Source organism: Rhodoluna sp. KAS3 (assembly GCF_026000575.1).
Taxonomy (GTDB): Bacteria; Actinomycetota; Actinomycetes; order Actinomycetales; family Microbacteriaceae; genus Rhodoluna.
Genome location: NZ_AP026910.1, coordinates 469,137 through 492,628, shown reverse-complemented (window position 1 = coordinate 492,628; position 23,492 = coordinate 469,137). Strand labels below are relative to the sequence as shown.

Genomic DNA, 23,492 nt, shown 5'->3' with positions numbered 1-23,492 from the left:
CTGCCGTCCTGCCTATCTAGTGGGTTGGTGAAGCCGGAATTGCATCACCATTTGAAACTACCGGCTTTGTAGAACTTTTTGCAGCACCGACACCGGTGGCAGAAGTGGCCTCAGCTGAAGCCACGCTCGCAGTGAGGTTAGTTGAAACCTCGGTCAGAGCGGCGTTGGCGATTAGGTTCTTTGAAATGCGACCCGCAGTGTTCAAAGCTTCCTGCGGCTTACCCAATACTTTCTGGTCTGAGAGACGAAGAAAAACTGGGTTGGCGTTGGCAATCATGCCCAGCTTTTGCGCTGAGTTTGAAAGGTTCTGCTGAGAAGACAGAGAGTCAACCTCTTCACCCAAAATCTGAGTGGTGGTAGTTAGTTCCTTGCGCTCCTGCTGAAGAGCAGCCAATTCGTAAACGGCGTTTGAGGTCATGATGTGCAGGAGCAGATTTAGCAGCGCAATCGCAAGTGCACCGATAGTGATGGTTGCCACTACGACCATGCCCGGACGGGAGTTCTGCCACTGGATTGGTGCTGCCTTCAGCTGCTGAGTGCGTACGCGAGTCTGTGCTGGCGCTTTGGTTAGGCGAAGGGTGCTCATGCGGCGCTCCGGATCTTTTCTGCTGCACGGAGTCTGACCGATGCTGCTCTTGGGTTTCTAGTAATTTCTTGGGCGGTTGCTGCTTCGGCGCCTTTGACCAAAAGACGCACGGTTGGAGCATGTTCAGGAAGCTCAATCGGCAGTTCAATCGGGGCTGAAGAGTTGGCCGCGGCAACCAAAGCCTGCTTGGTGATGCGGTCCTCAAGCGAGTGGTAAGACATAACGACGATGCGGCCACCGACTGCTAGAGCATCCAGAGCTGCTGGAATTGTTCGTTCTAGAACTTCGAGCTCGCCATTGACCTCGATACGTAGGGCCTGGAACACCCGCTTGGCAGGGTGCCCAGAACTCTTACCCGGAATGAACGGGATAACCTTTGCAATCAAACCGGCCAGTTCGGTACTGGTGGTGAAATTCTTTGCCTTGCGAACCGCGATGATTTCTCTCGCGACTGCCTTGGCGTAACGCTCTTCGCCATACTCTTTGAAGATTCGGGCTAAGTCTGATTCTGAATAGCCGTTCACAACGTCAGCGGCGGTCTTACCCTCAGTCGAGTTCATACGCATGTCCAGCGGAGCTTCATACGAGTAGGCAAATCCGCGGTCGCGCTCGTCAAGCTGCATCGAAGAAACGCCGAGGTCAAGCAAAATGCCCTGCACGGCAGGAATATCAAGGTCGTCAAGAACTTCAAGGATCTCGTCATAGACGGCGTGGACTAGGTGGACCCGGCTGCCGAATCGAGCTAGACGCTGACCAGCCAGCTCAAGTGCCTTTGGGTCGCGGTCGATGCCCACCAGGGTCAGCTGAGGAAAACGCTCTAGGAATGCCTCACTGTGCCCGCCAAGACCAAGGGTTCCATCCACGAGAACTGCACCCTCAATTTCGAGTGCAGGGCCGAGAAGTTCAATTGCTCGCTCTAGAAGTACCGGTTCGTGAAGTTCAGAAATTTGCTTTGACATGGTGACCCTGGGCTAGAAAAGCCCTGGAATCACCTCCTGAGCAACACTGGCGAATGCGGTTTCCTGCTGGGCAAGGTACTCAGACCAGGCTTCAGCATTCCAAATCTCAGCACGTGAACCAACACCGATGACGACTAGGTCCTTCTCAAGGCCCGCATACTGTCGCAGCGCAGCAGGGATAGTTACTCGACCCTGCTTGTCTGGAACTTCATCTGATGCGCCTGATAGAAAAACTCGCAGGTAGTTGCGAGCCTCAATGCTGGTAACCGGGGCCTGACGGATCTTTTCATGAACCTGGGCAAACTCGGCTGCACTGAATACGTACAGGCAGTTCTCTTGGCCGCGGGTGACTACAAGTCCCCCCTGCAACTCTTCACGGAACTTTGCCGGAAGAATTACGCGACCTTTTTCGTCGAGTTTCGGTGAGTGCGTACCTAGCAACATGTGCGCTCCCCCTTCGAAATCGACGCGATGCTTAACTAACTCCACATTACACCACTTTGCTCCACAATTGCTGAAAATTCAGCGATATTTCGCGTTCGGCGTGTTGTAAGTATCAGTAATTTACTGGGATTAAGCAAGTGGAGGGAAAAGCCTAGTTAAACCAAAAAATCCACCCCGAAGGGTGGATTTTGGATATTTAGTTACTGGCCCTGGCGTTTATCCCAGCGATCTTCAAAAAAGCTTCGGTTGAACTCTTTTTTGGTGGCTTTTGGAGCTGATTTACCGGTTGAGCCAGGGCCTGACGGAGCTTTTGCACCACCAGAATTTGAGCTTGCCAAGATTAGGCCGGTAAGCATGACCAAGAATCCGACGACACCAAACAGCGCAAACTGGAGCATCACGGCAACTATCAGTAATGAGATACCGATAACGCTGACGGCTAGACCGCCGATGATTCTTCGTGGAGAAAATGTTGCTGGCCGGCTCAGTTTGGAGGCAAGGTCGGCGTCGGTCGCGTAGAGACTGCGCTCCATCTCATCCAAAAGGCGTTGTTCACGCTCGGAAAGACCCATTAGATGCTCCTTTGGTGTGTGGTAAACCCACTGGTAAAAGTCTAAACACCTTGTGGCCGTTAGGCTATTCCCGTGAGCGAAACCAAAGTATTACTTAGCCTGATTCAAGAGCACCTGGATGAATTCTGTGCAGCACAGAGACAAGATTTTGATCTGATCTCAGAAGACCTCTCCCCCCTTGTTGACTACACAAAAGACCTGCTTCAGGGCGGCAAGCGTTTCAGGGCTCTATTTGCCTACTGGTCATGGGTTGGCGCGCTCAGCACATCTGGGTTTCAGCAGACCGAGGCCGAACGCCAAAAGTCAGCCGAGGCCATTGTTGGCATCACCGCAGCACTAGAGATGTTTCACGCTGCAGCCCTGGTTCACGATGACCTTCTAGACCAATCTGACACACGCCGCGGCGCGCCGGCGGTGCACAAACGCTTTGAACTGCTGCATGCCGACTCTTCTTGGGCCGGAAGCCACGAGCGCTTCGGTGTCGCCGGATCGGTGCTCGTTGGCGACCTAATGCTCGGCTGGAGCAGCGAGATTTTTGGAACTGCGCTGCTGAACGCTCCATCTGATGAGATCCAGGCTGCTTGCCGCAATGAGTTCAGCAAAATGCGCGTTGAAGTCATGGCCGGCCAGTACCTTGACGTCCTCGAAGAAAATGCGGCTATGACCAGGCCGGTTTCGGAGTCTGTGGGGCGCGCTAATCGAGTGATGCTTTACAAGACCGCAAAGTACAGCATCGAAGCCCCGCTGCTGATCGGCGCCGCTTTTGCGGGCGCGGGATCGGGCCTGCTTCGTGGCTTGTCTGCCTTTGGCATTCCGCTTGGAATGGCTTTTCAGTTGCGCGACGATGTTCTCGGTGTTTTTGGCGACCCGGCCGTCACTGGCAAACCCGCAGGAGACGACCTTCGCGAAGGAAAGCGAACCGTTCTTATCGGATTGACCAGAGAAACCTTGACGCCGTCAGTTGGGCGAATTTTTGATGAGCTTTTGACCAGCCGAAGCCTAGACGGCGAGCAAATTGGATTCTTGCAGCGCACCATCACCGAATCTGGTGCTTTGGCCAAGAGCGAAAGAATGATTGAGGAGCTTGCAGAAGAGAGCATGAATGCCCTGCAGACCCTTGACATCGATGCCCGCGCGAAGGATCAACTCCGCGAACTAGCTCTAAAGGTAATTAACCGTCAGGCCTAGTTAGGCAAGCAGCATTGCAAGTCGGCGAACTGCCGACTTGTGACCCTTCAAGAGAAACTCCATCGGGGTACCTGGCAAGGAATCATCGAAGGTGTAAAGCCATTCGACTGCCTCCTGCTCGCTTAGGACGCAGTCCAGGAGAACAATCATGGTTCCCTGAAGGCTGGCCAGAGGTTCGCCGTCGACGATAACCTCAGCTGGAATCTTTAGGACTCCGTCCCGTCTGGCAGCAATCAACTGATGCTCTTCTAGCATGCGGCGAACCCTGCCCAACGGGACATTTAGTTCTTCAGCCGCTTCAGGAACGGTCAGCCAATTGGTCACACTATCTAGAACATCATTCACAAGACAAGACTGCCACACCTTGAGCTAAGTTCAGCAATCCCACAGCCCGTGGGATGATATTTAGAGTTGCCGAACACCGGCAGACAACCCGGAGAGGCCTACCATGGCAGATTTGATCGGGCGCCTGATTGGCGACCGCTACCAAGTTTTGCGCATTGTGGCAAGCGGAGGCATGGCCACCGTGTACCTTGCCGAGGATCTTCGACTCCAGCGAAAAGTAGCACTCAAGGCTATTCACCCGCATCTCGCCAACGACCTCGAGTTTCGTGAAAAATTCATTCGTGAAGCCCGGATGGCTGCCCGCCTTTCACACCCCAACCTCATCAACGTCTTCGATCAGGGCGAGGACGGGGAAATTGCCTACATGGTCATGGAGTTCGTTGCAGGCATAAACCTTCGCGATGCGATAAACGACTTTGGCGCCATCGACCCAGCGCGGGCACTCGAACTTTTTGAGACCGTTCTAGCCGGCCTAGCCGCGGCTCATCGGGGTGGAATTTTACACCGCGACCTAAAGCCAGAAAACATCTTCTTGGCTGATGACGGGCGCATCAAACTGGGCGATTTTGGCCTTGCACGAGACATCGACAACGCCACATCAACCGGATCACTGGTCGGCACTGTGGCATACCTGTCTCCGGAACTTATCACCCGGGGAACAGCCGATGCCAGGAGCGATGTTTACGCCGCTGGAATCATCCTTTTTGAGATGCTCACCGGCAGCCAGCCTTTCAAGGGTGAACAGGCGGTTCAAATTGCCTATCAACACGCTCACCTCTCGGTTCCAGCACCTTCGACGCTGAATCCGAAGGTTGGCCCGCTGGTCGACGAAATTGTCCTTTGGGCTACAGCGCGAGAAGCTGCCCACCGCCCGGTGGATGCCGGCGAATTACTTGAAGTGGTCAAGCGGGCTAGAACCGAGCTAAAGGCTGGGAACCAAACGATCAGACTGACCCCTGATCGTCCAGTGGACCTAAACTCCGCCACCACCGTCTTGCCCACCGACGCCATCGACCCCGATGCCACCCAAATTTTTGCCGCCGGAAACCTGGCCGGAAACGAAACAGCTGTGCTTTCTGAGCTGGGTCAAACGCAGGTCCTGGGTTCAGAGCTGGCAGCAGCGGACTCGCTAACGCCGGCAGCCGATTCAGGATTAGTCAAGCTCGGTCGTAAGCGCCGCGGGCTTAGATTGGCTTTGGCGACCGTGCTGATTGTCCTGCTTGGCTCTGGTGCCGGCTGGTGGTTCTCCAGCGGCCCCGGCGGGTTCGCAACAGTGCCCGAACTAACCAGTCGCACTCTGGAACAAGCTGAAGTTGCGCTGAGCGCTATCGGTGCTGAATTTGAGGTTATGACCGAGACCAGTGACTCGGTGGCAGCGGGCCTTGTTACCCGGACTGATCCGCCAAGCGGAGCCTTACACTTCGGCGGGGTGATCAAACTCTACGTTTCCGAAGGCAAACGAATGGTGGCTGCTCCAGAAATCACCGGGCTCAACGTGGCCGAAGCCACCGCTGCCCTGATCAAGGCCGAATTGCGGATAGGCGCAGTTTCATCCTGGTTCGACAACGCCACGATAGGTCAAATTTTTGCCAGCAGCCTGGATGGCAAATCAGAAGTAGAAGTTGGCACTGCGGTTGACGTTAAAATTTCGCTCGGGCCAATTCCAGTCGTTGCTGGCTTGGACAAAGCTGTTGCAGTTGCAGCAATTGAGGCGGTTGGCCTTAGCGTTTCAACCACCTCTGAGGAATTCAGCGACACTGTCAGCGCGGGTCAAGTAATTTCTTTGGTTCCCGAAGCTGATGCTTTGACCACGGGCGGTAAAGTCACCCTGATAATTTCGAAGGGCCCAGATTTGGTCGCAGTACCAGCAGTTGTTGGAGAAACCATTCTGGCCGCGCAGGGCGCCCTCGAATCATCGGGCTTCAAAGTGACTATAGACACCAACCAACTCAGCAGCAAGTGGGGTGTGGTGACGGTCAAGCGCGTAAGTCACCCAGCAGGAACGCTTTTGAAGCGCGGCTCCACCGTCACGATTTACTCTCGCTAGGTAAAAAAAATAGACCCCGAAGGGTCTATTTTTTTTGGTTTATCTCTTGGCCAGCTGCTCAGCCACCAAGAACGCAAGCTCCAGTGACTGCATGTGGTTCAAGCGTGGGTCGCAAACTGATTCGTAGCGGTCCTCTAGGCTCGCCTCGTCAATCTGCTCTGATCCACCAAGGCACTCGGCAACGTCATCGCCGGTGAGTTCAACGTGAACACCACCTGGGAATGTGCCCGCAGCCTTGTGAACCTCAAAGAAGCCTTGAACTTCGTTCATGACATCGTCAAAGCGACGAGACTTGAAACCATTCTTGGTTGTGATTCCGTTGCCGTGCATCGGGTCGGTGATCCACAGCGGGTTGGCCTCAGAGTCGCGGACCGCTTCAACCAGCTTCGGCAATTCATCGCGGATTTTGCCGGCACCCATGCGGGTAATGAAGGTCAAGCGTCCAGGCTCGCGGTTTGGGTCAAGCTTTTCAATTAGCTCAATGACATCCTCAACCTGAGTTGTCGGGCCCAGTTTGACACCGATTGGGTTGCGTACGCGCGATAGGTAATCAACGTGAGCGTGGTCCATCTGACGGGTGCGTTCACCAATCCAGATGAAGTGACCGGATGTGATGTACGGGTTACCGGTACGTGAGTCGATTCTGGTGAGCGGGCGCTCGTAGTCCATCAATAGACCCTCGTGGCTCACGTAAAACTCTGTGGTCCGAAGTTCGTTGAAGTCTGCACCACAGGCAGCCATGAATTTAATGGCACGATCGATCTCTTGAGCCAATGAAAGGTAGCGCTCGTTGGCAGGGTTGTTAGCAAATCCACGGTTCCATTCGTGAACTGAACGCAGGTCGGCAAATCCGCCCATGGTGAATGCGCGAATCAGGTTTAGCGTAGAGGCCGAGGTGTTGTAGGCCTTGATCATGCGCTTTGGGTCTGGAACACGTGCTTCTGCTGTGAAGTCGTACCCGTTGATGATGTCGCCGCGGAATGCAGGCAGAGTAACGTCACCACGGGTTTCGTTATCGCTGGAACGAGGCTTAGCAAACTGACCCGCCATGCGGCCCATCTTGATTACCGGCATCGATGCACCGTAAGTCAGCACGACAGCCATCTGAAGCAGGGTCTTGACTCGGTTGCGAATTCGATCCGCTGTTGCGTCAACAAAAGTCTCAGCGCAGTCACCACCCTGAAGCAAGAACGCCTTTCCAGAAGCGGCCTGAGCGAGGCGATCACGCAAAATGTCTACTTCACCGGCAAAAACCAAAGGTGGCAAAGTTGCAAGTTCAGCACGAACGTCAGCAACCGCGGCAGCGTCAGGCCATGATGGCTGCTGAGCCGCAGGCAACTTTAGATAGTTGTCGAGCCCGGCAAGTACAGCTGGATCCGGCGCAACTACATGTTCGTTCATTTTGCTACTTTCTACCTTGCGAGACGAGCTCGTTTTTCTTTTACTGACGATGCGTAGGCATCGACGTACTCTTGGCCACTTAGTTTTTGCAATTCGTACATGATTTCATCGGTGACGGCGCGCAAGACAATGCGGTCACCCTCCATGCCATCAAATCTGGAGAAATCCAAAGGCTCTCCCACCACAATACCGATGCGTCGAATTTTCGGCATGCGCTGACCGATTGGCTGCACCTTCTCGGTGTCAATCATGGCCACCGGAATCACTGGGACTTTGGCCTCCAGGACCATGCGAGCAATTCCGGTTCGCCCACGGTAAAGCCGTCCATCTGGGCTGCGAGTGCCCTCTGGATAAATGCCCAGCAGTTGACCCTGGCCAAGTACTCCTAGGCCGGTATTCAACGACGCCTCAGAAGCTTTTCCGCCCGAACGGTCGATCGGTAACTGCCCAGTTGATTTGAAGAACCAGCGAACCAGAGCACCCTTGATGCCCTTGCCGGTGAAGTACTCACTCTTAGCCAAGAACACAACCGGGCGTCGAGTTTGCAATGGCAAAAAGATTGAGTCCGAAAACGAAAGGTGGTTGGATGCCAAAATCGCTGCTCCGGTGCCTGGAATGTTCTCCATTCCGCGCACCCACGGCCTAAATAGAACACGCAGCAGTGGACCGAGAATCAGGGTTTTGAAAATAAAGTACGCCACAGCCTGATCCCCTTTCTCGGTACCTAGGTGAACTTCTAGTTTATCTCGAGGCTAGTGAGACTCGGGCCAGGTCGGCGGCACCGACCACACCCGCATCATTGACAAATTCGGCTGTCACAATTTTGAGTTCTGGCCTGAAACCAGCTGCTGGCATGTGCTTGCGGTAGGCGCCTCGAATTGAGCCCAACAGTAATTCACCTGCAGCGCTCACGCCGCCGCCGATCACCACAATCTGCGGGTCAAGGATTGCGCTAAGTGAGGCAATGGCTTGGCCAGTCCAAGAGCCGACATCAGCCAACAGCTTTCTGGCTCCGGCATCACCCTCGAGGATTGCCTCGTAAACCTGAACACCGGTTAGTTCACCAGCCTGCTCAGCCAACTCACCTAGTCGAGCACCGAGCGGGTCACCTGAGGCGACCAATTCTCGGGCAGTTCTAACCAGCGCTGTACCCGAGGCATAGGACTCGATGCAGCCGTGTTGCCCGCAACCGCATTCAACGCCGTTTGGAACAACGCGCATATGTCCGAGTTCACCGGCCACTCCAAAACCGCCGCGAAGCATACGCCCGTCAACGATGACTGCACCGCCAACACCAGTTCCCAGAGTTAGCATCACCATGTGCTGGAAGCCCTTGCCGGCACCGAATCGGTACTCCGCCCAAGCTGCAGCGTTAGCGTCATTTTCGATAATTACCGGAATGTCGAGCTTGGCTTCAATTTCAGCCTTGAGCGGGTAGTTCTTCCAGCCAAAGTTAGTGCCGTAGATAACTGCTGATTGGGCAGCATCGATAAACCCAGCCATGGCAACGCCCGCGCCTAAAACCTCGTGGTCGGCCCGCAGCTCCCGGATAACACCGACTACTGCATCAACCAACGCAGCCGGATCTTCAACGGGGGTCGGTACTCGAAGTTCTTTTACGATTTGGCCGGACTCATCGACCAGGGCACCCGCAATTTTCGTTCCGCCGATGTCAATACCGATTGAATACATGTTGTCCTCTGAGTGTCCGAAATGCTTGATTTAGAAGGAAAAAACTTCCTCGCAGACCACTTGGCCTTTCGCTTCGTAAAAGTTTAGCTTGGGTGGCAAAAACGATTGGCCCAATCGGTGCAAAATAAGTCGAAACGGCAAGTAGAGTTATGGAAAGTATCGAGCCTGGAGGGGTCAATGAAGACTTACGATGTTGCACCAATTGTTGTCTCAGACGAGTCAGAAAACATCTCGGATCTTTTAGCGAATCGAGTACAAAAGACCCCAAATCTTCCACTCTTTGCCATCGAGGCATCAGCCGGCCAATGGGAAGACGTTTCTGCTAAGGCTTTTGAAGAGCAGGTCATCTCCGTTGCCAAGGGCCTCATCGCCGCTGGAATCCAGCCTGGGCAAGCTGTTGGCATCATGAGTCGCACCCGCTATGAATGGACCGTTCTGGATTTTGCGATTTGGTACATCGGCGCAGTATCGGTTCCGGTATACGAATCTTCAGCACCAAGCCAAATCGAATGGATTTTGTCAGACTCCGACTGCGTGGCGCTTTTCGTCGAGAACGACGAGCACAAGGCCCGATTCCAAGAAATTATGGCTAGTGCTCCCCTGTGCCGCCAAGTTTGGACCATCGACAACGGAGACATTGAAATTCTCGTCAAAGAAGGCCGATCTGTAACCGATGACGAGGTGCAAGCCCGCCGCCGGATTCCTAAACTGTCAGATCTCGCGACAATCATCTACACCTCGGGTACCACCGGCAAACCAAAGGGTTGTGAGCTAACTCACCGTGGTTTTGTCGAACTAAGCAAAAACGCGACCCTCGAACTTCCGATGGTTGTCAAAGAGGGAAACAGCACCCTGCTCTTCATTCCTCTAGCACACGTATTCGCCCGATTCATCTCAGTGCTGGCCGTTCACGGAGGCGTTAAGGTTGGCCACCAACCTGATTCCAAGAATGTCGGCCCGGCGATGGCTAGTTTCAAACCTCACTTCCTTTTGGCAGTTCCTCGCGTTTTTGAAAAGGTTTACAACTCAGCCGAGCAGAAAGCTGAGGCAGCCGGCAAGGGCAACATTTTCCGCAAGGCGGCGTACACAGCTATTGCCTATTCAAAGGCGTTGGACACACCAAAGGGCCCAGGCCTTGGCCTGAAAATACAACACAAACTCTTCGATGTTTTGGTCTACAAAAAGCTCCGCGCTGCCATGGGTGGCCGAGTTGCCTACGCGGTCTCGGGTGGCGCCCCACTGGGTGCTCGCCTAGGCCACTTCTATCGCGCAATTGGACTAATTGTTCTCGAGGGCTACGGCCTCACTGAGACCACCGCACCTGCCATGATTGGTCGCCCAGACTCACTCAAAATCGGCAAGGTTGGTCGTATGTTGCCGGGCACAGGAGTCAAGATTGCCGAAGACGGAGAGATCTGGCTTCGCGGCATCAACATCATGCGTGGTTACTGGCGAAACCCTGCAGCCACTGCAGCCACCATGGAAGGCGAATGGTTCAAGACCGGCGACATCGGTGAACTGGATGAAGACGGCTTCTTGAGTATTACCGGCCGAAAGAAAGAATTGATCGTCACCGCCGGTGGAAAAAACGTTGCACCAGCGCCGCTGGAAGACCCGCTTCGCGCCAATCCACTAATCGGACAGGCAATTGTGGTCGGAGATCAGAAACCTTTCGTGGCGGCCCTGATTTCACTTGACCCTGAAATGCTTCCGATGTGGCTGGCTAATCACGGCCTAAACAAAGACCTAAGCCTTGCCGAGGCGGCTAAGGAGCCAGCGGTTATCGCTGAAATTCAGACTGCAGTAGACCGCGTTAACAAGTCGGTTTCTAAGGCTGAGTCAATCCGCAAATTTGTAGTCCTAACCCAAGAGCTGAGTGAAGACAGCGGGCACCTAACCCCATCGCTAAAGATCAAGCGTGAGACTGTGCTTCGTGACTTTGCACCGGCCCTGTCAGAGATCTACGATTCTGGGCCGGCGACTCAAGAAAACCAAGCGGTTTAGTTACTTCATAAACCAGTCTGTGGCCCGCAAATTGCGCATTGCATTTTTGCGTTCGTCTGCTTCGAGCCGGTCAAGGTAAACCAAGCCGTCGAGATGGTCGCACTCGTGCTGAAGCGCCTGAGCCATAAGCCCAGAACCGCTGACTTCTATTGGGTTGCCTTCAAGGTCGAGCCCCTCAGCCCGAGCAAACTGCCAGCGCGGAGTTTTATGCCAAAGCCCGGGTACTGACAAGCAACCCTCGTCCAGCAAAACCTTTTCGCCGCTGAGTTCGGTCAGGACCGGATTGATTAGGTAGCCGACATCTCCGTGGATGTTGTAGCTAAAGGCCCGCAGATTCACACCGATTTGAGGCGCGGCCACGCCGGCTCGGCCAGGCAATTTGGTGGTGTCGAGCAAATCCTCAATTAGCGCAAGAGTTTTTGCGTCAAAACTAGCAATCGGATCAGAAACCGTTTTTAAAACCGGGTCGCCAAAAAGGCGTATTTCACGAACTGCCATCGATTAGTTTGGGTTATTGAGTGAGTCCACCAAGAGAGCAGCTAGTTCACGTGCTGCCTCGCGGGTGCCCTTCTTTAGGTCTGCAAACTTGATCACAGAACCGGCAGCTAGTGCAGGGTCGTAAGGAATGCGAACCACTGCGCGCACGCGGGTCTTGAAGTGCTGTTCAATTTCGTCAAGCTTTACAAGCTGAGTGGCCTGGGTAGCCGTGTTTAGAGCAACGATGGCATTGCGAACCAAATCGCCGTAACCGTTGGCTTCCAGCCAGGTTAGGGTCTCCGACGCCAAACGAGCCTCGTCAACAGATCCGCCAGAGACGATTACCAAACCATTCGCGCGCTGCAGAGTCGGGCGCATGACCGAGTGAACAATACCGGTACCACAGTCAGTTAGCACGATTGAGTAGTAGCGGGCGGCCATGTCGGCAACCACGTTGTAGTCACCTTCGTCGAAAGCTTCTGAAAGCATTGGGTCTGAGTCAGAGGCCAAAACATCTAGGCGGGTAACATCTCTCGAAACCATGGTTGAGAAGTCGGTGAAGCCATCGACCGCTGCCGCACGGTTCACTACGTCACGAACGGTGAAACGGGTCGACTTGCTGACGCGCTCCGCAAGGGTTCCGCGGTCAGGGTTTGCATCGATAGCAATAATGCGGTCTTCGCGGGCCAGAGCTAGCGCCATGCCCAAGAGCGTACTTACAGTGGTCTTTCCAACGCCGCCCTTGCGAGTAAGCACTGGAACAAATCGAGCACCGCCCTCTAGTGGCGCACCAATTCGAGCATCAACTGCCTTGCGCTCGCGCACAGCGAGTGAGTCTCCAAGATTGATGGTTTTTAGGCTCAAGAAGTACAGGAAGCGACGGAATCCTGCTTCTGGCGCTGGACGGTTACGTGCACTGCCATCAAGCAGGCGATCCGCGGTGAGCATTGCGGCAGGTTCTGGCTGGTCAAAAACTTCTCCGCGAAGGCTGTCGCGGCGGGAGTAGTTTGAACGTCGGGTCGCGTTAGGGTCAGCTACCTCAACCTCGCGGGTAAAGCGAGGCTCTTCGGCAACAATCTCAATCGATGAGGTTCCCGGTGACACATCAATCGATCCAGCGTCAACGGCGACTTCGGCAAGCGAGTGAGAGCGCACTGGCGTCTCTTCAGATGCCGGACGAGGTGCTAGAAAGTCACTCTGACCGTCTTCAGGTTTTTTCTCCCAAATTGACACTGTGAACTCCTATGTTTTGGTCAGCGCAAACGAACCTAAGCGCTTAGACAGTCTACCGACTAGAACGAAATTGAGTGAGGGTTACTCTGGCTCAACAACCAGAATCAAGTCGCCTGCATCGACCGATTGGGTCTTTGATACAGCCAAACGCTTGACTACACCGGCAACGCTCGCGGTAATGGTAGCTTCCATTTTCATCGCCTCGATGGTTGCCACCGGCTGACCAACTTCAACGTGGGTTCCCTCGACGGTTGCCAAAGTGACCACACCTGCAAATGGAGCCGCGACGTGACCCAAGTTTCCTGCATCGGCCTTTTCGGCTTGAACAGTGTCAACCGCAACCTTTCGATCACGGATGTTGATTGGGCGCAGCTGGCCGTTCAAAGTAGCCATGACAGTGCGGAAACCCTTTGCGTCAGGGGTACCGATTGCCTCAAGGCCAACGTAAATCTGGACACCGCGACTGATCTGAACCACGTGTTCTGCACCGGCTTCGAGACCGTACAGGTAGTCGACAGTATCAATCTGGTCGAGGTTGCCGAAGGTTTCCTGTGACTTCAAGAACTCTGCGGTCGGAGCTGGGAACAAAAGTCGGTTCAGAGTAGAACGGCGAAGCGCAGAATCGGCACCCTGAAGAGCAGCCAAGTCAGTCTCGTTGACTGGAGTAACCCCGAACTTGATGTTCTTGCCCTGCAAGACCTTGGTGCGGAAAGGCTCCGGCCAGCCACCCGGCAGGTCCCCGAGCTCTCCGGCCATGAAACCGACAACCGAGTCAGGAACATCGTAGTTCTGAGGGTTCTCAGCAAAATCAGCTGGATCTGCATTGACTGCGACCAGGTGGAGAGCCAGGTCACCAACCACCTTCGAAGATGGAGTCACCTTGGTTGGGCGACCCAAAATCTCATTGGCGGCCGCGTACATGTTCTCAACCTTCTCGAACTGGTCCCCCAGCCCAAGTGCAATTGCCTGCTGGCGAAGGTTCGACAGCTGTCCGCCCGGAATTTCGTGGTGATAAACGCGTCCGGTCGGGCCAGGAAGACCAGATTCGAACGGAGCGTAAACCTTGCGCACTGCTTCCCAGTAAGGCTCTAGTTCAGCAACGGCAGCAAGTGGAATTCCGCTGTCCTTGCTGGTGTGAGCAAGTGCTGCGACAAGCGCTGAAGCAGATGGCTGGCTGGTCGTGCCGGCCATTGGTGCCGAGGCAACGTCAACCGCGTCTACACCGGCGTTGATAGCCGCCATAAGGGTGGCTAGCTGACCGCCAGCGGTGTCGTGGGTGTGCAGGTGAACCGGAAGGTCAAAACGCTCGCGAAGGGCGCTGACGAGCTTCTCAGCGGCAGCTGGTCGCAACAGACCTGCCATGTCCTTGATCGCAATGATGTGCGCACCGGCAGCAACAATCTGCTCGGCCAGGTTCAAGTAGTAGTCAAGAGTGTAGAGCTTCTCATCTGGGTCCAGCAGGTCGGCTGTGTAGCACAGCACAACTTCAGCAACAGCAGTTTTGGTTTTGAGCACTGCATCAATTGCTGGCTTCATCTGGTCAACGTCGTTCAAGGCGTCAAAGATTCTGAAGATGTCAACGCCGGTTGCGGCAGCTTCGGCGACAAACGCCTCGGTAACCTCAGTTGGGTACGGGGTGTAGCCAACGGTGTTGCGGCCGCGAAGCAACATCTGGATGCAAAGGTTAGGCATCGCCGCTCGCAGGGCAGCTAGACGCTCCCATGGGTCTTCGCCCAAGAACCTCAGGGCAACGTCATAGGTTGCGCCACCCCAGGCCTCAACCGAGAGCAGCTGAGGGGTTAGTCGCGCTACATAAGGCGCAACCTGCACCAAGTCGCGTCCTCGCACACGGGTGGCCAAAAGCGACTGGTGTGCATCACGGAAGGTGGTGTCAGTAATAGCTACTGTGGTCTGCTCGCGCAGAGCCTTGGCAAAGCCCTCTGGTCCAAGCTCGAGCAAACGCTGACGCGAACCAGCCGGTGCCGGCACCGAAAGGTCTACCTTTGGCAACTTCAGGGCTGGGCTTACGTGACCGGCTCGAGGACCGTTTGGCTGGTTGACCGTTACATCGGCTAGCCAAGACAAAATCTTGGTTCCGCGGTCCTGAGATGCCTTGGCTGTAAATAGCTCTGGGTGCTCATCGATGAATGAGGTACTCAAATCACCGGTTTCAAAAATCGGGTCAGCAAGAACCGCCTGCATAAATGCAATGTTGGTGGAGACACCGCGAATACGGAATTCGGCGAGCGCGCGCTTTGCCCTGGTCACAGCTGACCTGAAGTCGCGACCGGTTGCAATGAGCTTCACCAGCATCGAGTCGAAGTATGGGCTTACCTCGGCGCCGGTAGAAACCGTTCCGCCGTCCAAGCGAATACCCGCACCACCCGGCGAGCGGTATGTAGTGATCTTTCCGGTGTCTGGACGGAAGTTCTGTGATGGGTCTTCGGTGGTAATTCGGCACTGAACAGCAAATCCATGCATCTGGATTTTGTCTTGGGTCAGTCCCAAGTCGGCTAGGGACTCCCCTGATGCAATGCGCATCTGGCTCTGCACTAGGTCGACATCGGTGATCTCTTCGGTGACCGTGTGCTCAACCTGAATACGTGGGTTCATCTCGATAAACACGTGCTTGCCAGCATTGGCACCTACTGTGTCAATCAAGAACTCGACGGTACCGGCGTTCTGGTAACCGATTTGGCTCGCAAATGCCACAGCATCGCGGTAAAGGGTTTTACGCAGTTCGTCATCGATGAGCGGCGCTGGAGCAATCTCCACAACCTTCTGGTTACGGCGCTGGATCGAGCAATCGCGTTCAAATAGGTGGACAACGTTGCCCTGGGTGTCGGCAAGAATCTGAACTTCGATGTGTCGTGGGCGAAGAACAGCCTGCTCTAGGAACACTCGAGCATCGCCGAATGCACTCTCGGCCTCGCGTGACGCCTCTACCAGAGCTGCACGCAAGTCCTTTTCTTCAGCAACGCGGCGCATGCCTCGACCGCCACCGCCGGCAACAGCCTTGACGAAGATCGGGAAGCCGATGTCTCCGGCCAAACCGAGCAACTCATCGACGTTCGCTGACGAAGGTGAAGACTTCAGAACTGGGACTCCAGCGCGAATTGCTGCCTCTTTAGCAATTACCTTGTTGCCAGCCATTTCAAGAACATCAGAAGATGGGCCGATGAAGGTGATTCCGTGGGCTTTTGCTGCCTCGGCTAGTTCTGGGTTCTCAGACAAGAAGCCGTAACCAGGGTAAATTGCGTCAGCACCTGACTCGACTGCAACCCGGATGATTTCGGCTACGTCTAGGTATGCCCGAACAGGGTGACCGACTGAACCAATCTGGTATGCCTCGTCTGCCTTTAGACGGTGGGTTGAGTTGCGGTCCTCATAAGGGAATACGGCAACAGTCTTTGCGCCTAGCTCATAAGCGGCGCGAAAAGCGCGAACGGCAATTTCGCCTCGGTTGGCGACCAGAATCTTCTTGAACATTGGTTCCTCAAGCGTCGAATTGGCGAACATGGGTGCATGGCGCTCTAAATAAAAAGGTAGCCTATTTCTGTGCATGTACTTAGCGTCAGCTCCCTAAAGGGAGGCGTCGGCAAGACCACCGTTACTCTTGGTCTGGCTTCAGCTGCTTTTGCTCGAGGGCTAAGGACTTTGGTAGTAGACCTTGACCCTCAGTGCGATGCATCGACTGGGTTAGGCGCCATTGGAGCTTCAAAAGCCACCGTTGCTGATGTGCTGAAGAATCCCCGGCACAACGTCGTGCTTGAGTCAATCGTACCGAGTAGTTGGGGCAAAGTTCAGTCTGGTCACATAGATGTAATGATTGGCAGCCCCCGAGCCCTAGTTTTTGACGTACCCAGCCCAACTGTTCGAGAAGTCTGGAAGCTCGAGGAAGCGCTTTCTAGGGTTGAGAACGACTACGATTTGGTGCTGATCGACACTCCTCCATCGATGAATGGCCTAACCCGAACTGCCTGGGTTGCCAGCGACCGCGTACTGGTGGTTTCGGAGCCTTCAATATTTTCAGTGGTGGCTGCCGAGCGCGCGCTGCGAGCTATCGAGGACCTACGCAGAGATATTTCGCCGAGACTCCACTCGGTGGGCGTGCTGATCAATCGACTGCGACCACTGTCGCGCGAACATGACTTCCGCATCCAGGAGCTCAAGAATATGCTCGGCAACGCGGTTCTAGAAGTCCAACTAGAAGAAAAATCAACCATCCAGCAGGCCCAAGGTGCCGCAAGGCCAATTCACACTTGGCCGGGTGATGGCGCAAGGAACATTGCCATCGAATTTGAGGCCATCTTAGATTTCATCGAGAGCTCATTTGCGGAGCGGGACATCAAACGAACTCGGGCAAAGGCAACTAAATTTGCCAAATTTCGCAAAATCATGCGCGGCCAGAGGCATCAGGCTGAACTAACCGAGGATGTTGAGGCGCTTTTGAGCGACACCGCCGAATCGGTTAGCCGCCGCGAGGAAAGCTAGACAGCTTTTTTGCTTTGACGACGGGCTGAAAGTTCATCCAGGTCGTCGATGTGATTTTCTTTAATGCTGCTGAGGCTGGCTTCAACTTCGCGGAGCACGCGACCAACTGCAATACCAAAAACACCCTGGCCACGGCCCAAAAGGTCCATCACTTCGTCTTGGGTGGTGCAAAGGTAAACTCTCGAACCATCAGACATCAATGTAATTTCAGCCAGGTCACGGATACCCGCAGCGTGCAGCTGATCTACCGCAACGCGAATCTGCTGCAACGAAACACCAGTGTCAAGCAGACGCTTGACCAGTTTCAAAACCAAAATGTCGCGGAAGGCGTATAGGCGCTGTGAACCAGAACCTGCGGCACCGCGAACACTTGGTTGAACCAAGCCGGTGCGGTCCCAGTAATCGAGTTGGCGGTAGCTAATTCCGCAAGCTGCGGCGGCAGAGGTGCCACGGTAGCCAACTTTTGGGTCACTTGAAGGCAAACCGTCGGTGAAGAGCATGTTTTGCGAGTAGTCGATCTGGGTTTCAGATTCGTGCTCAGACATTTCTGCTCCTCTCTAGTTAACGTTCAAGTACAGGTTTAATTGTTGCCCTTGATAGGCCCTATGCTCTGTTAATTTAAACCCTCGGCGTGTCGCGGTCTAGAGGCGGTTTTTTAGCCGTCAATCTTGTCTACGACGGCGCGGATTAGCTCGGAGCGGATAGCCGAAAATTGACTCTCGATTTCTGCCGCATAGTGAGCTGCGCGAGACCGACTACCGGTGTCTTTCTTACTAAGGACCGGCGCGACAACGCCCTCAATGATTCCGATTTCTCGGTCAGCAGAGGCTTTGAGGCCGCGGAGGTGCCTTGGTGAAATTCCAAATCGCTGCAGGTGCACGATTGACTTGGCAATCTCTAGGTCGGTGGCTTCAAAGGGCTCTTGGCCAATCAGCGAAACATCCTGCGCCTCAGCGATCAAACCGTCGGTAATTCCGGTTTCTGTGATGACCTCTATACGAGTAAATTTTCGATTGCGCGAGGATGCCAGTTGAGGTGCTGCACCGCTACCAGGCAGGGTTGGCTGCTTACCTGCATCCAAGTCAGCTAGATAAGTGCGAATTACCTTCAAAGGCAGGTACTGGTCACGCTGCAGTTCGAGAACAATCTGAATCCGCTCAATGTCTAGTTCGGTGAATTTGCGGTAGCCCGAATTAGTTCGCTGAGGCGAAATCAACCCCTGTTCCTCTAGGAATCTGAGCTTTGAAGGGGTCAGATCAGGAAAGTCTGGATTTAGAACCGCCAGCACCTGACCAATGTTGAAAAGCTTTACCTGCCGCGCAGAAAAAATGCTTGCCGGAGCTACCTCAGCCACTAGTTCACCTGACCAAGATCTGCTCGTGAAGCGTAGAAGGTCAACCGGAACTTGCCGATTTGGACCTCACACCCGTCGACTAGTCGAGCTGCATCAATGCGCTGACCATCGAAGTAAGTTCCATTCAATGAGCCGAGGTCCTTAACCTCAAACACTGCCCCATCGCGGTGGAATTCAGCATGGCGACGCGAAACAGTCACGTCGTCAAGGAAAATATCAGCATTTGGATGGCGACCAATTGTCGTGACGTTCTGATCTAGCAAAAAGCGAGAACCCTCGTTCGGGCCGCGCTTGACGATAAGAAGTGCTGATCCAGATGGCAATGCGCCGATGGCAGCTTCTTCGTCGTTTGATAAAGAAGGCCCCATCTGAGCCAAAAGGTCTTCGTTAAAACGCAGGGTTGACCCAACTTCATCTGAAGAGCCCCCAAAGCCCAACTCTGCAAAATTCATGATCCCCATACTCCTTCGGTGATTAGCCTACTTGACTTCAATCGGGTCATTTTTCACGATTGATCTGACCTGACGCAGGTAAACAAAACCCGCCCACCAGTAGAGCCCAACACCCCAAAGGGCAAAGGCCCAGGCTAGCGGCAGCAGCCAGGCAATCAATGGCCAAATCTCAGCCATAAGCAACAGCGGAAAGGCATAGAGCAGCGAGAATGTGGCTACTTTTCCGAGGAAATGCACTGGCAGAGGGCCGTATCCGTGATTGGCCAAGACCACGTAGGCAACTGCCAGCACCACATCTCTAGCAATAATGACCCACATCAACCAGTAAGGAATGATGCCGGCGATAGCTAGCCCGACCAGGGTAGAAAAAATATAGAGCCGGTCGGCAGCCGGATCTAAAAGCTGACCTAGGCGGGTGACCTGATTCCATCTACGTGCAAAAAAGCCATCAAGGTAATCAGTGAGGCTGGCTAGTGCCAATACCAAAATCGCTGAGTAAAAATGACTGTTGATAAGCAGCGTAAGAAACACCGGAACCAGCGCTAACCGGAGCATACTCAGCAGGTTAGGCAGAGTTAGAAACTGCTGCCTAAGGCTGAGTGCTGGCTGGTCCGACATATTCAGATTTTATTCCTACGAGCGCTTGCGCTTCTCGCGCACTCGCATACCCACTTCGATAGGCGTACCTTCGAAGCCGTAAGTCTCGCGGAGTCGACGCTGGATAAAGCGGCGGTAACCCGGGTCCAAGAATCCGGTGGTAAAGAGCACAAACTTCGGCGGGCGGCTGCTGGCCTGAGTCGCAAAGAGAATTCTTGGCTGCTTGCCACCACGGACCGGGTGCGGAGTTTCCATAGCCAACTCTTGGACAAAAGCGTTGAGCTTTCCGGTAGCGATTCGCTGGTCCCATGAGTCCAGCGCAACCTCTAGGGCCGGTACAAGCTTTTCGAGGTGACGACCGGTTTTGGCCGAAATGTTTACGCGCGGGGCCCAGTCAACGTGTGCCAAATCCTGCTCGATTTCACGCTCTAGGTAGCGGCGGCGCTCGTCGTCAAGTTCGTCCCACTTATTGAAGGCAAGAACCAGTGCGCGCCCACTCTGCAGAGCCATGTCGACGATTCGAATGTCTGCTTCGCTGATTGGCTGAGTTACGTCAAAAAGAACCACGGCAACTTCGGCACGCTCTAGTGCGGCAGCGGTGCGCAACGACGCGTAGAAGTCGGCGCCCTGGGTTAGGTGAACACGGCGACGGATTCCGGCTGTGTCTACGAAACGCCAAATCTTTCCACCGAGTTCTACCTGCTCATCGATTGGGTCACGGGTGGTTCCAGCCAGATCGTTTACTACTGCTCGCTCAGAGCCGACAGCTTTGTTGAGCAAGGATGACTTACCAACATTTGGGCGCCCAATTAGAGCGACTCGACGTGGTCCGCCGAACTCTTCTTTGGCAACGCCAGAAACCTTAGGTAGAACCGCCATGGCAGCATCCAGCATGTCTGCAACACCACGACCGTGCAGGGCCGAAACCGGATAAGGCTCCCCTAGCCCAAGACCCCAAAGGCTGGCAGCCTCTGGCTCTTGACGCACATCATCGATTTTGTTTCCGACCAAAATTACCGGCTTGCCCGAAGCGCGCAACATTTTCACAACGCGCTCATCGGCGCTGGTTGCACCAACCATGGCATCGACCACAAACAAGACAGCGTCGGCAAGCTCAACTGCGATTTCTGCCTGCAGAGCTACCGAGCGATCGATACCCTTGGCATCCGGCTCCCAACCACCAGTGTCAACAAGGGTAAATTTACGTTCGTTCCACTCCGCCTTGTACGAAACGCGGTCACGGGTAACACCCGGCTTGTCTTCGACAACGGCTTCGCGTCGACCGAGGATTCGGTTCACCAAAGCAGATTTACCGACGTTTGGACGCCCCACGATTGCGAGCACTGGCAGGGCTGGCAGGTAGCGCGGCCCATCTTCAAAGTCATCATCTGAGTCGATAACCTCTAGGTCTTCGTCGTCGAGGTCGTACTCGTCAAGCCCGGTGCGCAAAGCACGAACACGAGTCTCCTCCTCAACGGTGCTCATATTTTTGAGCCGCTCTACGAACTCGGGATTCACCGGTTCGGCATTAAATTCTTGTTCACTCATTGGTTTCCTTAGGCTTCCTCTGGTCTACCAATGCCAGAACGGCTGAGACCGTCTGGTTGAAGTTGAGATCAGTTGAATCCACTAATTGGACTCCGGGTGCCGGAGTCATAAAGTCAACGACACTGGAGTCGCTGGCGTCACGTTCTGATACTTGACGCTTTAGGCTGGCCGCCGAAACTTCGGAAAGTTCAGCAGCACGTCGGTTAAGTCTAACGGCTTCACTGGCTGTCATGAGAATTCTTAATTGCGCTTCAGGCAAAACCACCGTTGTGATGTCTCTGCCCTCAACGACTACGCCGGACTGACTGGCGCTGGCAACGAGCCGCTGCGTGAGCAATTTCATGAACGCTCTGACGTTTGGCAACTTAGCTACCTGCGATACGTATTCGGCAACCTGGCTCTCACGAATGGCTGCAGTAACATCGTGGCCGGCCACGGACACCGAATAATGATCTGGATCCAGTGAAATTGAATAATCAAACTCGCGGCCCAAATCTGCATTGGCCAGGTCCAGCCCCTTGAAATTAGGCAAATTCAACACAGCCCAGGCTAAAGCGCGGTAGGCAGCACCGGTATCCAAGTACCCGAAACCAAGTTGTCTAGCAACCTGCTTGCTGACACTTGATTTCCCCGATCCAGCCGGCCCATCAACTGCAACTACAAACTTGTTCACTAGGCAATTCTCCAGCCACGCGCAACGAGGTCCGCGGTCAATCGTTCTGCCTCAGTCGGGGCAACGTAGAGCTCAGCTAGACCAATTTGGGCACTCGGCGAATGCTCTAGTTGCAATTCCTCAAGGTTGATTCCGATCTCGCCGACTTCGGTTAGCAGACGAGCAAGTTCTCCCGGACGGTCATCGACCATAACGATAACCTGAGCGTAGTTCGTGTGTTTTCCACCATGCTTGCCTGGGATGCGACCCACACCAATGTTGCCGGCTTCCATCACTGCACGGATTTGCGCCTGCGGCTCTCGAACTTCGAAACCTGAAATAAGTGAGGAAAGGTCAGCGGCAAGGCTCTTCAAAAGCGGCAGCACCTCATCGGCGTTTGCCTCGAGAATCTGAAGCCAAAGCTCAGGGTCGCTGGCCGCGATTCGAGTTGTGTCGCGCAGTCCTTGACCTGCCAACGCTATATCTTCAGGCGCGGCCGTCACCAAGCGTGAAGCCAACAAGCTGGAAACCAACTGGGGCACGTGCGAGACCAGCGCTACTGCCCGATCATGTTCTTTGGTGCCGACGCGCACCACAGCGGATCCGAGGTGCGATGCAAGATCAGCGACTAAATCAATGCCACGCTCATCTGCACCATCGTGCGAAGTGATGACCCAAGGGCGGCCAACAAACAAATCAGCACGTCCAGAAATAGCGCCTCCACGCTCGCGACCGGCCATCGGGTGCGAACCAACATAACGCTCGAGCGGAGCGCCAGAGGCCTGAAGTTCGTGCAAAACTGAACCCTTTACGCTGGCAACATCAGTGACCACCGCGTTCGGGTAGCGCGTCAACTCATCGGCGACGATTTTTGCAGTCATAGCCGGCGGCACGCACACCACAATAAGCTCTGGCAAATCAGTTTCTGTTGCTACTCGCCCCGCACCGTAGCCGACAGCCAGATCGACACTCTTTGGGGATTGCGAAGAAATTACGACGTCGAAACCCTGCTTCGTCAACGCCAAACCGATGCTGGTTCCTAGCAAACCAGCACCTACTATCCGGACCGTGCCGGTTAGGTGGTTCACTGGGCGATGTCCGATCGAAGTGCAGTGGCACCGCGAAGGTAAATGTGCTGAATCTCGGCGCGACTCTTGTTTAGGTCGGCTGTAATCATGATGCGAATAGTTCGAGGCAGCGCGTGCTTTACATCCATCTCGACGAAACACATCAGAGGAACATCGGTCAAGCCGATTGACCGAGCCGCAACTGCCGGAAACTCACTCGTAATGTCTGGCGTCGCTGTGAACAAAATCGAGACCAGCTGACCATTATCGATGTCATTGGCATGAAGCGTCTTGGTCAAAAGTTCGGCAGTGGATTTCAGAAGGTGCTCGCGCTCATCGGAATCAATTTGGACTGCGCCACGGATAGCTCTAATCGCCAT

The 23,492-nt window shown here is 54.5% G+C and carries 23 protein-coding genes; 4 read left to right on the top strand and 19 right to left on the bottom strand.

Features of this window, described 5'->3' with window-relative positions; genetic code table 11:
- Positions 1-16: 16 nt before the first annotated feature.
- From OO731_RS02505 to OO731_RS02490, 4 genes are all read right to left on the bottom strand, one after another.
- The gene (locus tag OO731_RS02505) at positions 17-586 is read right to left on the bottom strand and encodes a hypothetical protein (RefSeq protein WP_264890526.1); all 570 of its coding nucleotides are present in this window, start codon (positions 584-586) and stop codon (positions 17-19) included.
- On the bottom strand, positions 583-1,545 hold the full coding sequence (gene rsmH / locus OO731_RS02500) for a 16S rRNA (cytosine(1402)-N(4))-methyltransferase RsmH (RefSeq protein WP_264890525.1): 963 nt from the start codon (positions 1,543-1,545) through the stop codon (positions 583-585). The genes OO731_RS02505 and rsmH overlap by 4 nt, the downstream gene beginning before the upstream one ends.
- 12 nt (positions 1,546-1,557) lie before the next feature.
- Positions 1,558-1,989 carry a division/cell wall cluster transcriptional repressor MraZ gene (gene mraZ, locus OO731_RS02495; protein WP_138275243.1) on the bottom strand — a complete coding sequence of 144 codons (432 nt, stop codon included), beginning with the start codon at positions 1,987-1,989 and terminating at the stop codon, positions 1,558-1,560.
- A 200-nt stretch (positions 1,990-2,189) separates the two neighbouring features.
- Positions 2,190-2,561 carry a DUF3040 domain-containing protein gene (locus OO731_RS02490; protein ID WP_264890524.1) on the bottom strand — a complete coding sequence of 124 codons (372 nt, stop codon included), beginning with the start codon at positions 2,559-2,561 and terminating at the stop codon, positions 2,190-2,192.
- A 72-nt stretch (positions 2,562-2,633) separates the two neighbouring features.
- Between OO731_RS02490 and OO731_RS02485 the strand changes: the two genes are divergently transcribed.
- Complete coding sequence (locus OO731_RS02485; RefSeq protein ID WP_138275241.1) at positions 2,634-3,749, top strand: polyprenyl synthetase family protein; 1,116 nt, start codon at positions 2,634-2,636, stop codon at positions 3,747-3,749.
- On the opposite strand, the gene OO731_RS02480 is transcribed toward OO731_RS02485, so the two are convergent.
- Positions 3,750-4,094 carry an Rv2175c family DNA-binding protein gene (locus tag OO731_RS02480; protein ID WP_264890523.1) on the bottom strand — a complete coding sequence of 115 codons (345 nt, stop codon included), beginning with the start codon at positions 4,092-4,094 and terminating at the stop codon, positions 3,750-3,752.
- Positions 4,095-4,197: 103 nt separating this feature from the next.
- Between OO731_RS02480 and pknB the strand changes: the two genes are divergently transcribed.
- A complete protein-coding gene (gene pknB / locus OO731_RS02475) occupies positions 4,198-6,141 on the top strand; it encodes a Stk1 family PASTA domain-containing Ser/Thr kinase (protein WP_264890522.1) in 1,944 nt (647 codons plus the stop codon).
- A gap of 39 nt (positions 6,142-6,180) precedes the next feature.
- Here pknB and OO731_RS02470 read toward each other — a convergent pair whose 3' ends face one another.
- Genes OO731_RS02470 through OO731_RS02460 form a run of 3 tightly spaced genes read right to left on the bottom strand, consistent with a single transcriptional unit; the run spans position 6,181 to position 9,234 of the window.
- Positions 6,181-7,542 (bottom strand): 3-deoxy-7-phosphoheptulonate synthase class II, encoded by a 1,362-nt coding sequence (locus OO731_RS02470; RefSeq protein ID WP_138275239.1) that lies wholly within the window; start codon positions 7,540-7,542, stop codon positions 6,181-6,183.
- An 11-nt stretch (positions 7,543-7,553) separates the two neighbouring features.
- A complete protein-coding gene (locus OO731_RS02465) occupies positions 7,554-8,243 on the bottom strand; it encodes a lysophospholipid acyltransferase family protein (RefSeq protein WP_264890521.1) in 690 nt (229 codons plus the stop codon).
- A 40-nt stretch (positions 8,244-8,283) separates the two neighbouring features.
- Complete coding sequence (locus tag OO731_RS02460; RefSeq protein ID WP_264890520.1) at positions 8,284-9,234, bottom strand: ROK family glucokinase; 951 nt, start codon at positions 9,232-9,234, stop codon at positions 8,284-8,286.
- Positions 9,235-9,411: 177 nt separating this feature from the next.
- Here OO731_RS02460 and OO731_RS02455 point away from each other — a divergent pair, with 177 nt between their 5' ends.
- A complete protein-coding gene (locus OO731_RS02455) occupies positions 9,412-11,238 on the top strand; it encodes an AMP-dependent synthetase/ligase (RefSeq protein ID WP_264890519.1) in 1,827 nt (608 codons plus the stop codon).
- Here OO731_RS02455 and def read toward each other — a convergent pair whose 3' ends face one another.
- The 3 genes from def to OO731_RS02440 form a co-directional block, all read right to left on the bottom strand.
- Positions 11,239-11,736 carry a peptide deformylase gene (def, locus tag OO731_RS02450; RefSeq protein ID WP_264890518.1) on the bottom strand — a complete coding sequence of 166 codons (498 nt, stop codon included), beginning with the start codon at positions 11,734-11,736 and terminating at the stop codon, positions 11,239-11,241.
- A gap of 3 nt (positions 11,737-11,739) precedes the next feature.
- On the bottom strand, positions 11,740-12,948 hold the full coding sequence (locus OO731_RS02445; protein ID WP_264890517.1) for a MinD/ParA family protein: 1,209 nt from the start codon (positions 12,946-12,948) through the stop codon (positions 11,740-11,742).
- An 81-nt stretch (positions 12,949-13,029) separates the two neighbouring features.
- Entirely contained in the window at positions 13,030-16,437 is a 3,408-nt protein-coding gene (locus OO731_RS02440) for a pyruvate carboxylase (protein WP_264890516.1), read from the bottom strand.
- 69 nt (positions 16,438-16,506) lie between these two features.
- Between OO731_RS02440 and OO731_RS02435 the strand changes: the two genes are divergently transcribed.
- Positions 16,507-17,442 carry a ParA family protein gene (locus OO731_RS02435; RefSeq protein ID WP_264890515.1) on the top strand — a complete coding sequence of 312 codons (936 nt, stop codon included), beginning with the start codon at positions 16,507-16,509 and terminating at the stop codon, positions 17,440-17,442.
- On the opposite strand, the gene OO731_RS02430 is transcribed toward OO731_RS02435, so the two are convergent.
- The 8 genes from OO731_RS02430 to aroH all read right to left on the bottom strand — a co-directional run bounded on the left by OO731_RS02430 (position 17,439) and on the right by aroH (position 23,492).
- Positions 17,439-17,987: a MerR family transcriptional regulator gene (locus tag OO731_RS02430; protein ID WP_138275231.1), complete on the bottom strand. Its 549-nt coding sequence runs from the start codon at positions 17,985-17,987 to the stop codon at positions 17,439-17,441. The genes OO731_RS02435 and OO731_RS02430 overlap by 4 nt on opposite strands.
- Positions 17,988-18,097: 110 nt before the next feature.
- The gene (locus OO731_RS02425) at positions 18,098-18,796 is read right to left on the bottom strand and encodes a MerR family transcriptional regulator (RefSeq protein WP_264890514.1); all 699 of its coding nucleotides are present in this window, start codon (positions 18,794-18,796) and stop codon (positions 18,098-18,100) included.
- Entirely contained in the window at positions 18,796-19,248 is a 453-nt protein-coding gene (locus OO731_RS02420; protein ID WP_172955987.1) for an FHA domain-containing protein, read from the bottom strand. The genes OO731_RS02425 and OO731_RS02420 overlap by 1 nt, the downstream gene beginning before the upstream one ends.
- 27 nt (positions 19,249-19,275) lie before the next feature.
- The gene (locus tag OO731_RS02415; RefSeq protein WP_138275228.1) at positions 19,276-19,866 is read right to left on the bottom strand and encodes a CDP-alcohol phosphatidyltransferase family protein; all 591 of its coding nucleotides are present in this window, start codon (positions 19,864-19,866) and stop codon (positions 19,276-19,278) included.
- A 15-nt stretch (positions 19,867-19,881) separates the two neighbouring features.
- Positions 19,882-21,330: a ribosome biogenesis GTPase Der gene (gene der / locus OO731_RS02410; protein ID WP_264890658.1), complete on the bottom strand. Its 1,449-nt coding sequence runs from the start codon at positions 21,328-21,330 to the stop codon at positions 19,882-19,884.
- A gap of 55 nt (positions 21,331-21,385) precedes the next feature.
- Positions 21,386-22,066, bottom strand: coding sequence for a (d)CMP kinase (gene cmk, locus OO731_RS02405; protein WP_264890513.1), 681 nt, complete (start codon positions 22,064-22,066; stop codon positions 21,386-21,388).
- A complete protein-coding gene (locus OO731_RS02400) occupies positions 22,066-23,133 on the bottom strand; it encodes a prephenate dehydrogenase (protein WP_264890512.1) in 1,068 nt (355 codons plus the stop codon). Before OO731_RS02400 ends, cmk begins: the two co-directional genes overlap by 1 nt.
- On the bottom strand, positions 23,130-23,492 hold the full coding sequence (aroH, locus tag OO731_RS02395) for a chorismate mutase (RefSeq protein ID WP_138275225.1): 363 nt from the start codon (positions 23,490-23,492) through the stop codon (positions 23,130-23,132). Before aroH ends, OO731_RS02400 begins: the two co-directional genes overlap by 4 nt.

What these genes read in the sequence shown, in the direction of transcription:
- OO731_RS02505 (WP_264890526.1), bottom strand. Translation starts at nt 586, where the DNA reads ATGAGCACCCTTCGCCTAACCAAAGCGCCAGCACAGACTCGCGTACGC.
- rsmH (WP_264890525.1), bottom strand. Translation starts at nt 1,545, where the DNA reads ATGTCAAAGCAAATTTCTGAACTTCACGAACCGGTACTTCTAGAGCGA.
- mraZ (WP_138275243.1), bottom strand. Translation starts at nt 1,989, where the DNA reads ATGTTGCTAGGTACGCACTCACCGAAACTCGACGAAAAAGGTCGCGTA.
- OO731_RS02490 (WP_264890524.1), bottom strand. Translation starts at nt 2,561, where the DNA reads ATGGGTCTTTCCGAGCGTGAACAACGCCTTTTGGATGAGATGGAGCGC.
- pknB (WP_264890522.1), top strand. Translation starts at nt 4,198, where the DNA reads ATGGCAGATTTGATCGGGCGCCTGATTGGCGACCGCTACCAAGTTTTG.
- OO731_RS02470 (WP_138275239.1), bottom strand. Translation starts at nt 7,542, where the DNA reads ATGAACGAACATGTAGTTGCGCCGGATCCAGCTGTACTTGCCGGGCTC.
- OO731_RS02460 (WP_264890520.1), bottom strand. Translation starts at nt 9,234, where the DNA reads ATGTATTCAATCGGTATTGACATCGGCGGAACGAAAATTGCGGGTGCC.
- OO731_RS02455 (WP_264890519.1), top strand. Translation starts at nt 9,412, where the DNA reads ATGAAGACTTACGATGTTGCACCAATTGTTGTCTCAGACGAGTCAGAA.
- def (WP_264890518.1), bottom strand. Translation starts at nt 11,736, where the DNA reads ATGGCAGTTCGTGAAATACGCCTTTTTGGCGACCCGGTTTTAAAAACG.
- OO731_RS02440 (WP_264890516.1), bottom strand. Translation starts at nt 16,437, where the DNA reads ATGTTCAAGAAGATTCTGGTCGCCAACCGAGGCGAAATTGCCGTTCGC.
- OO731_RS02430 (WP_138275231.1), bottom strand. Translation starts at nt 17,987, where the DNA reads ATGTCTGAGCACGAATCTGAAACCCAGATCGACTACTCGCAAAACATG.
- OO731_RS02420 (WP_172955987.1), bottom strand. Translation starts at nt 19,248, where the DNA reads ATGAATTTTGCAGAGTTGGGCTTTGGGGGCTCTTCAGATGAAGTTGGG.
- OO731_RS02415 (WP_138275228.1), bottom strand. Translation starts at nt 19,866, where the DNA reads ATGTCGGACCAGCCAGCACTCAGCCTTAGGCAGCAGTTTCTAACTCTG.
- der (WP_264890658.1), bottom strand. Translation starts at nt 21,330, where the DNA reads ATGAGCACCGTTGAGGAGGAGACTCGTGTTCGTGCTTTGCGCACCGGG.
- aroH (WP_138275225.1), bottom strand. Translation starts at nt 23,492, where the DNA reads ATGGCGATTAGAGCTATCCGTGGCGCAGTCCAAATTGATTCCGATGAG.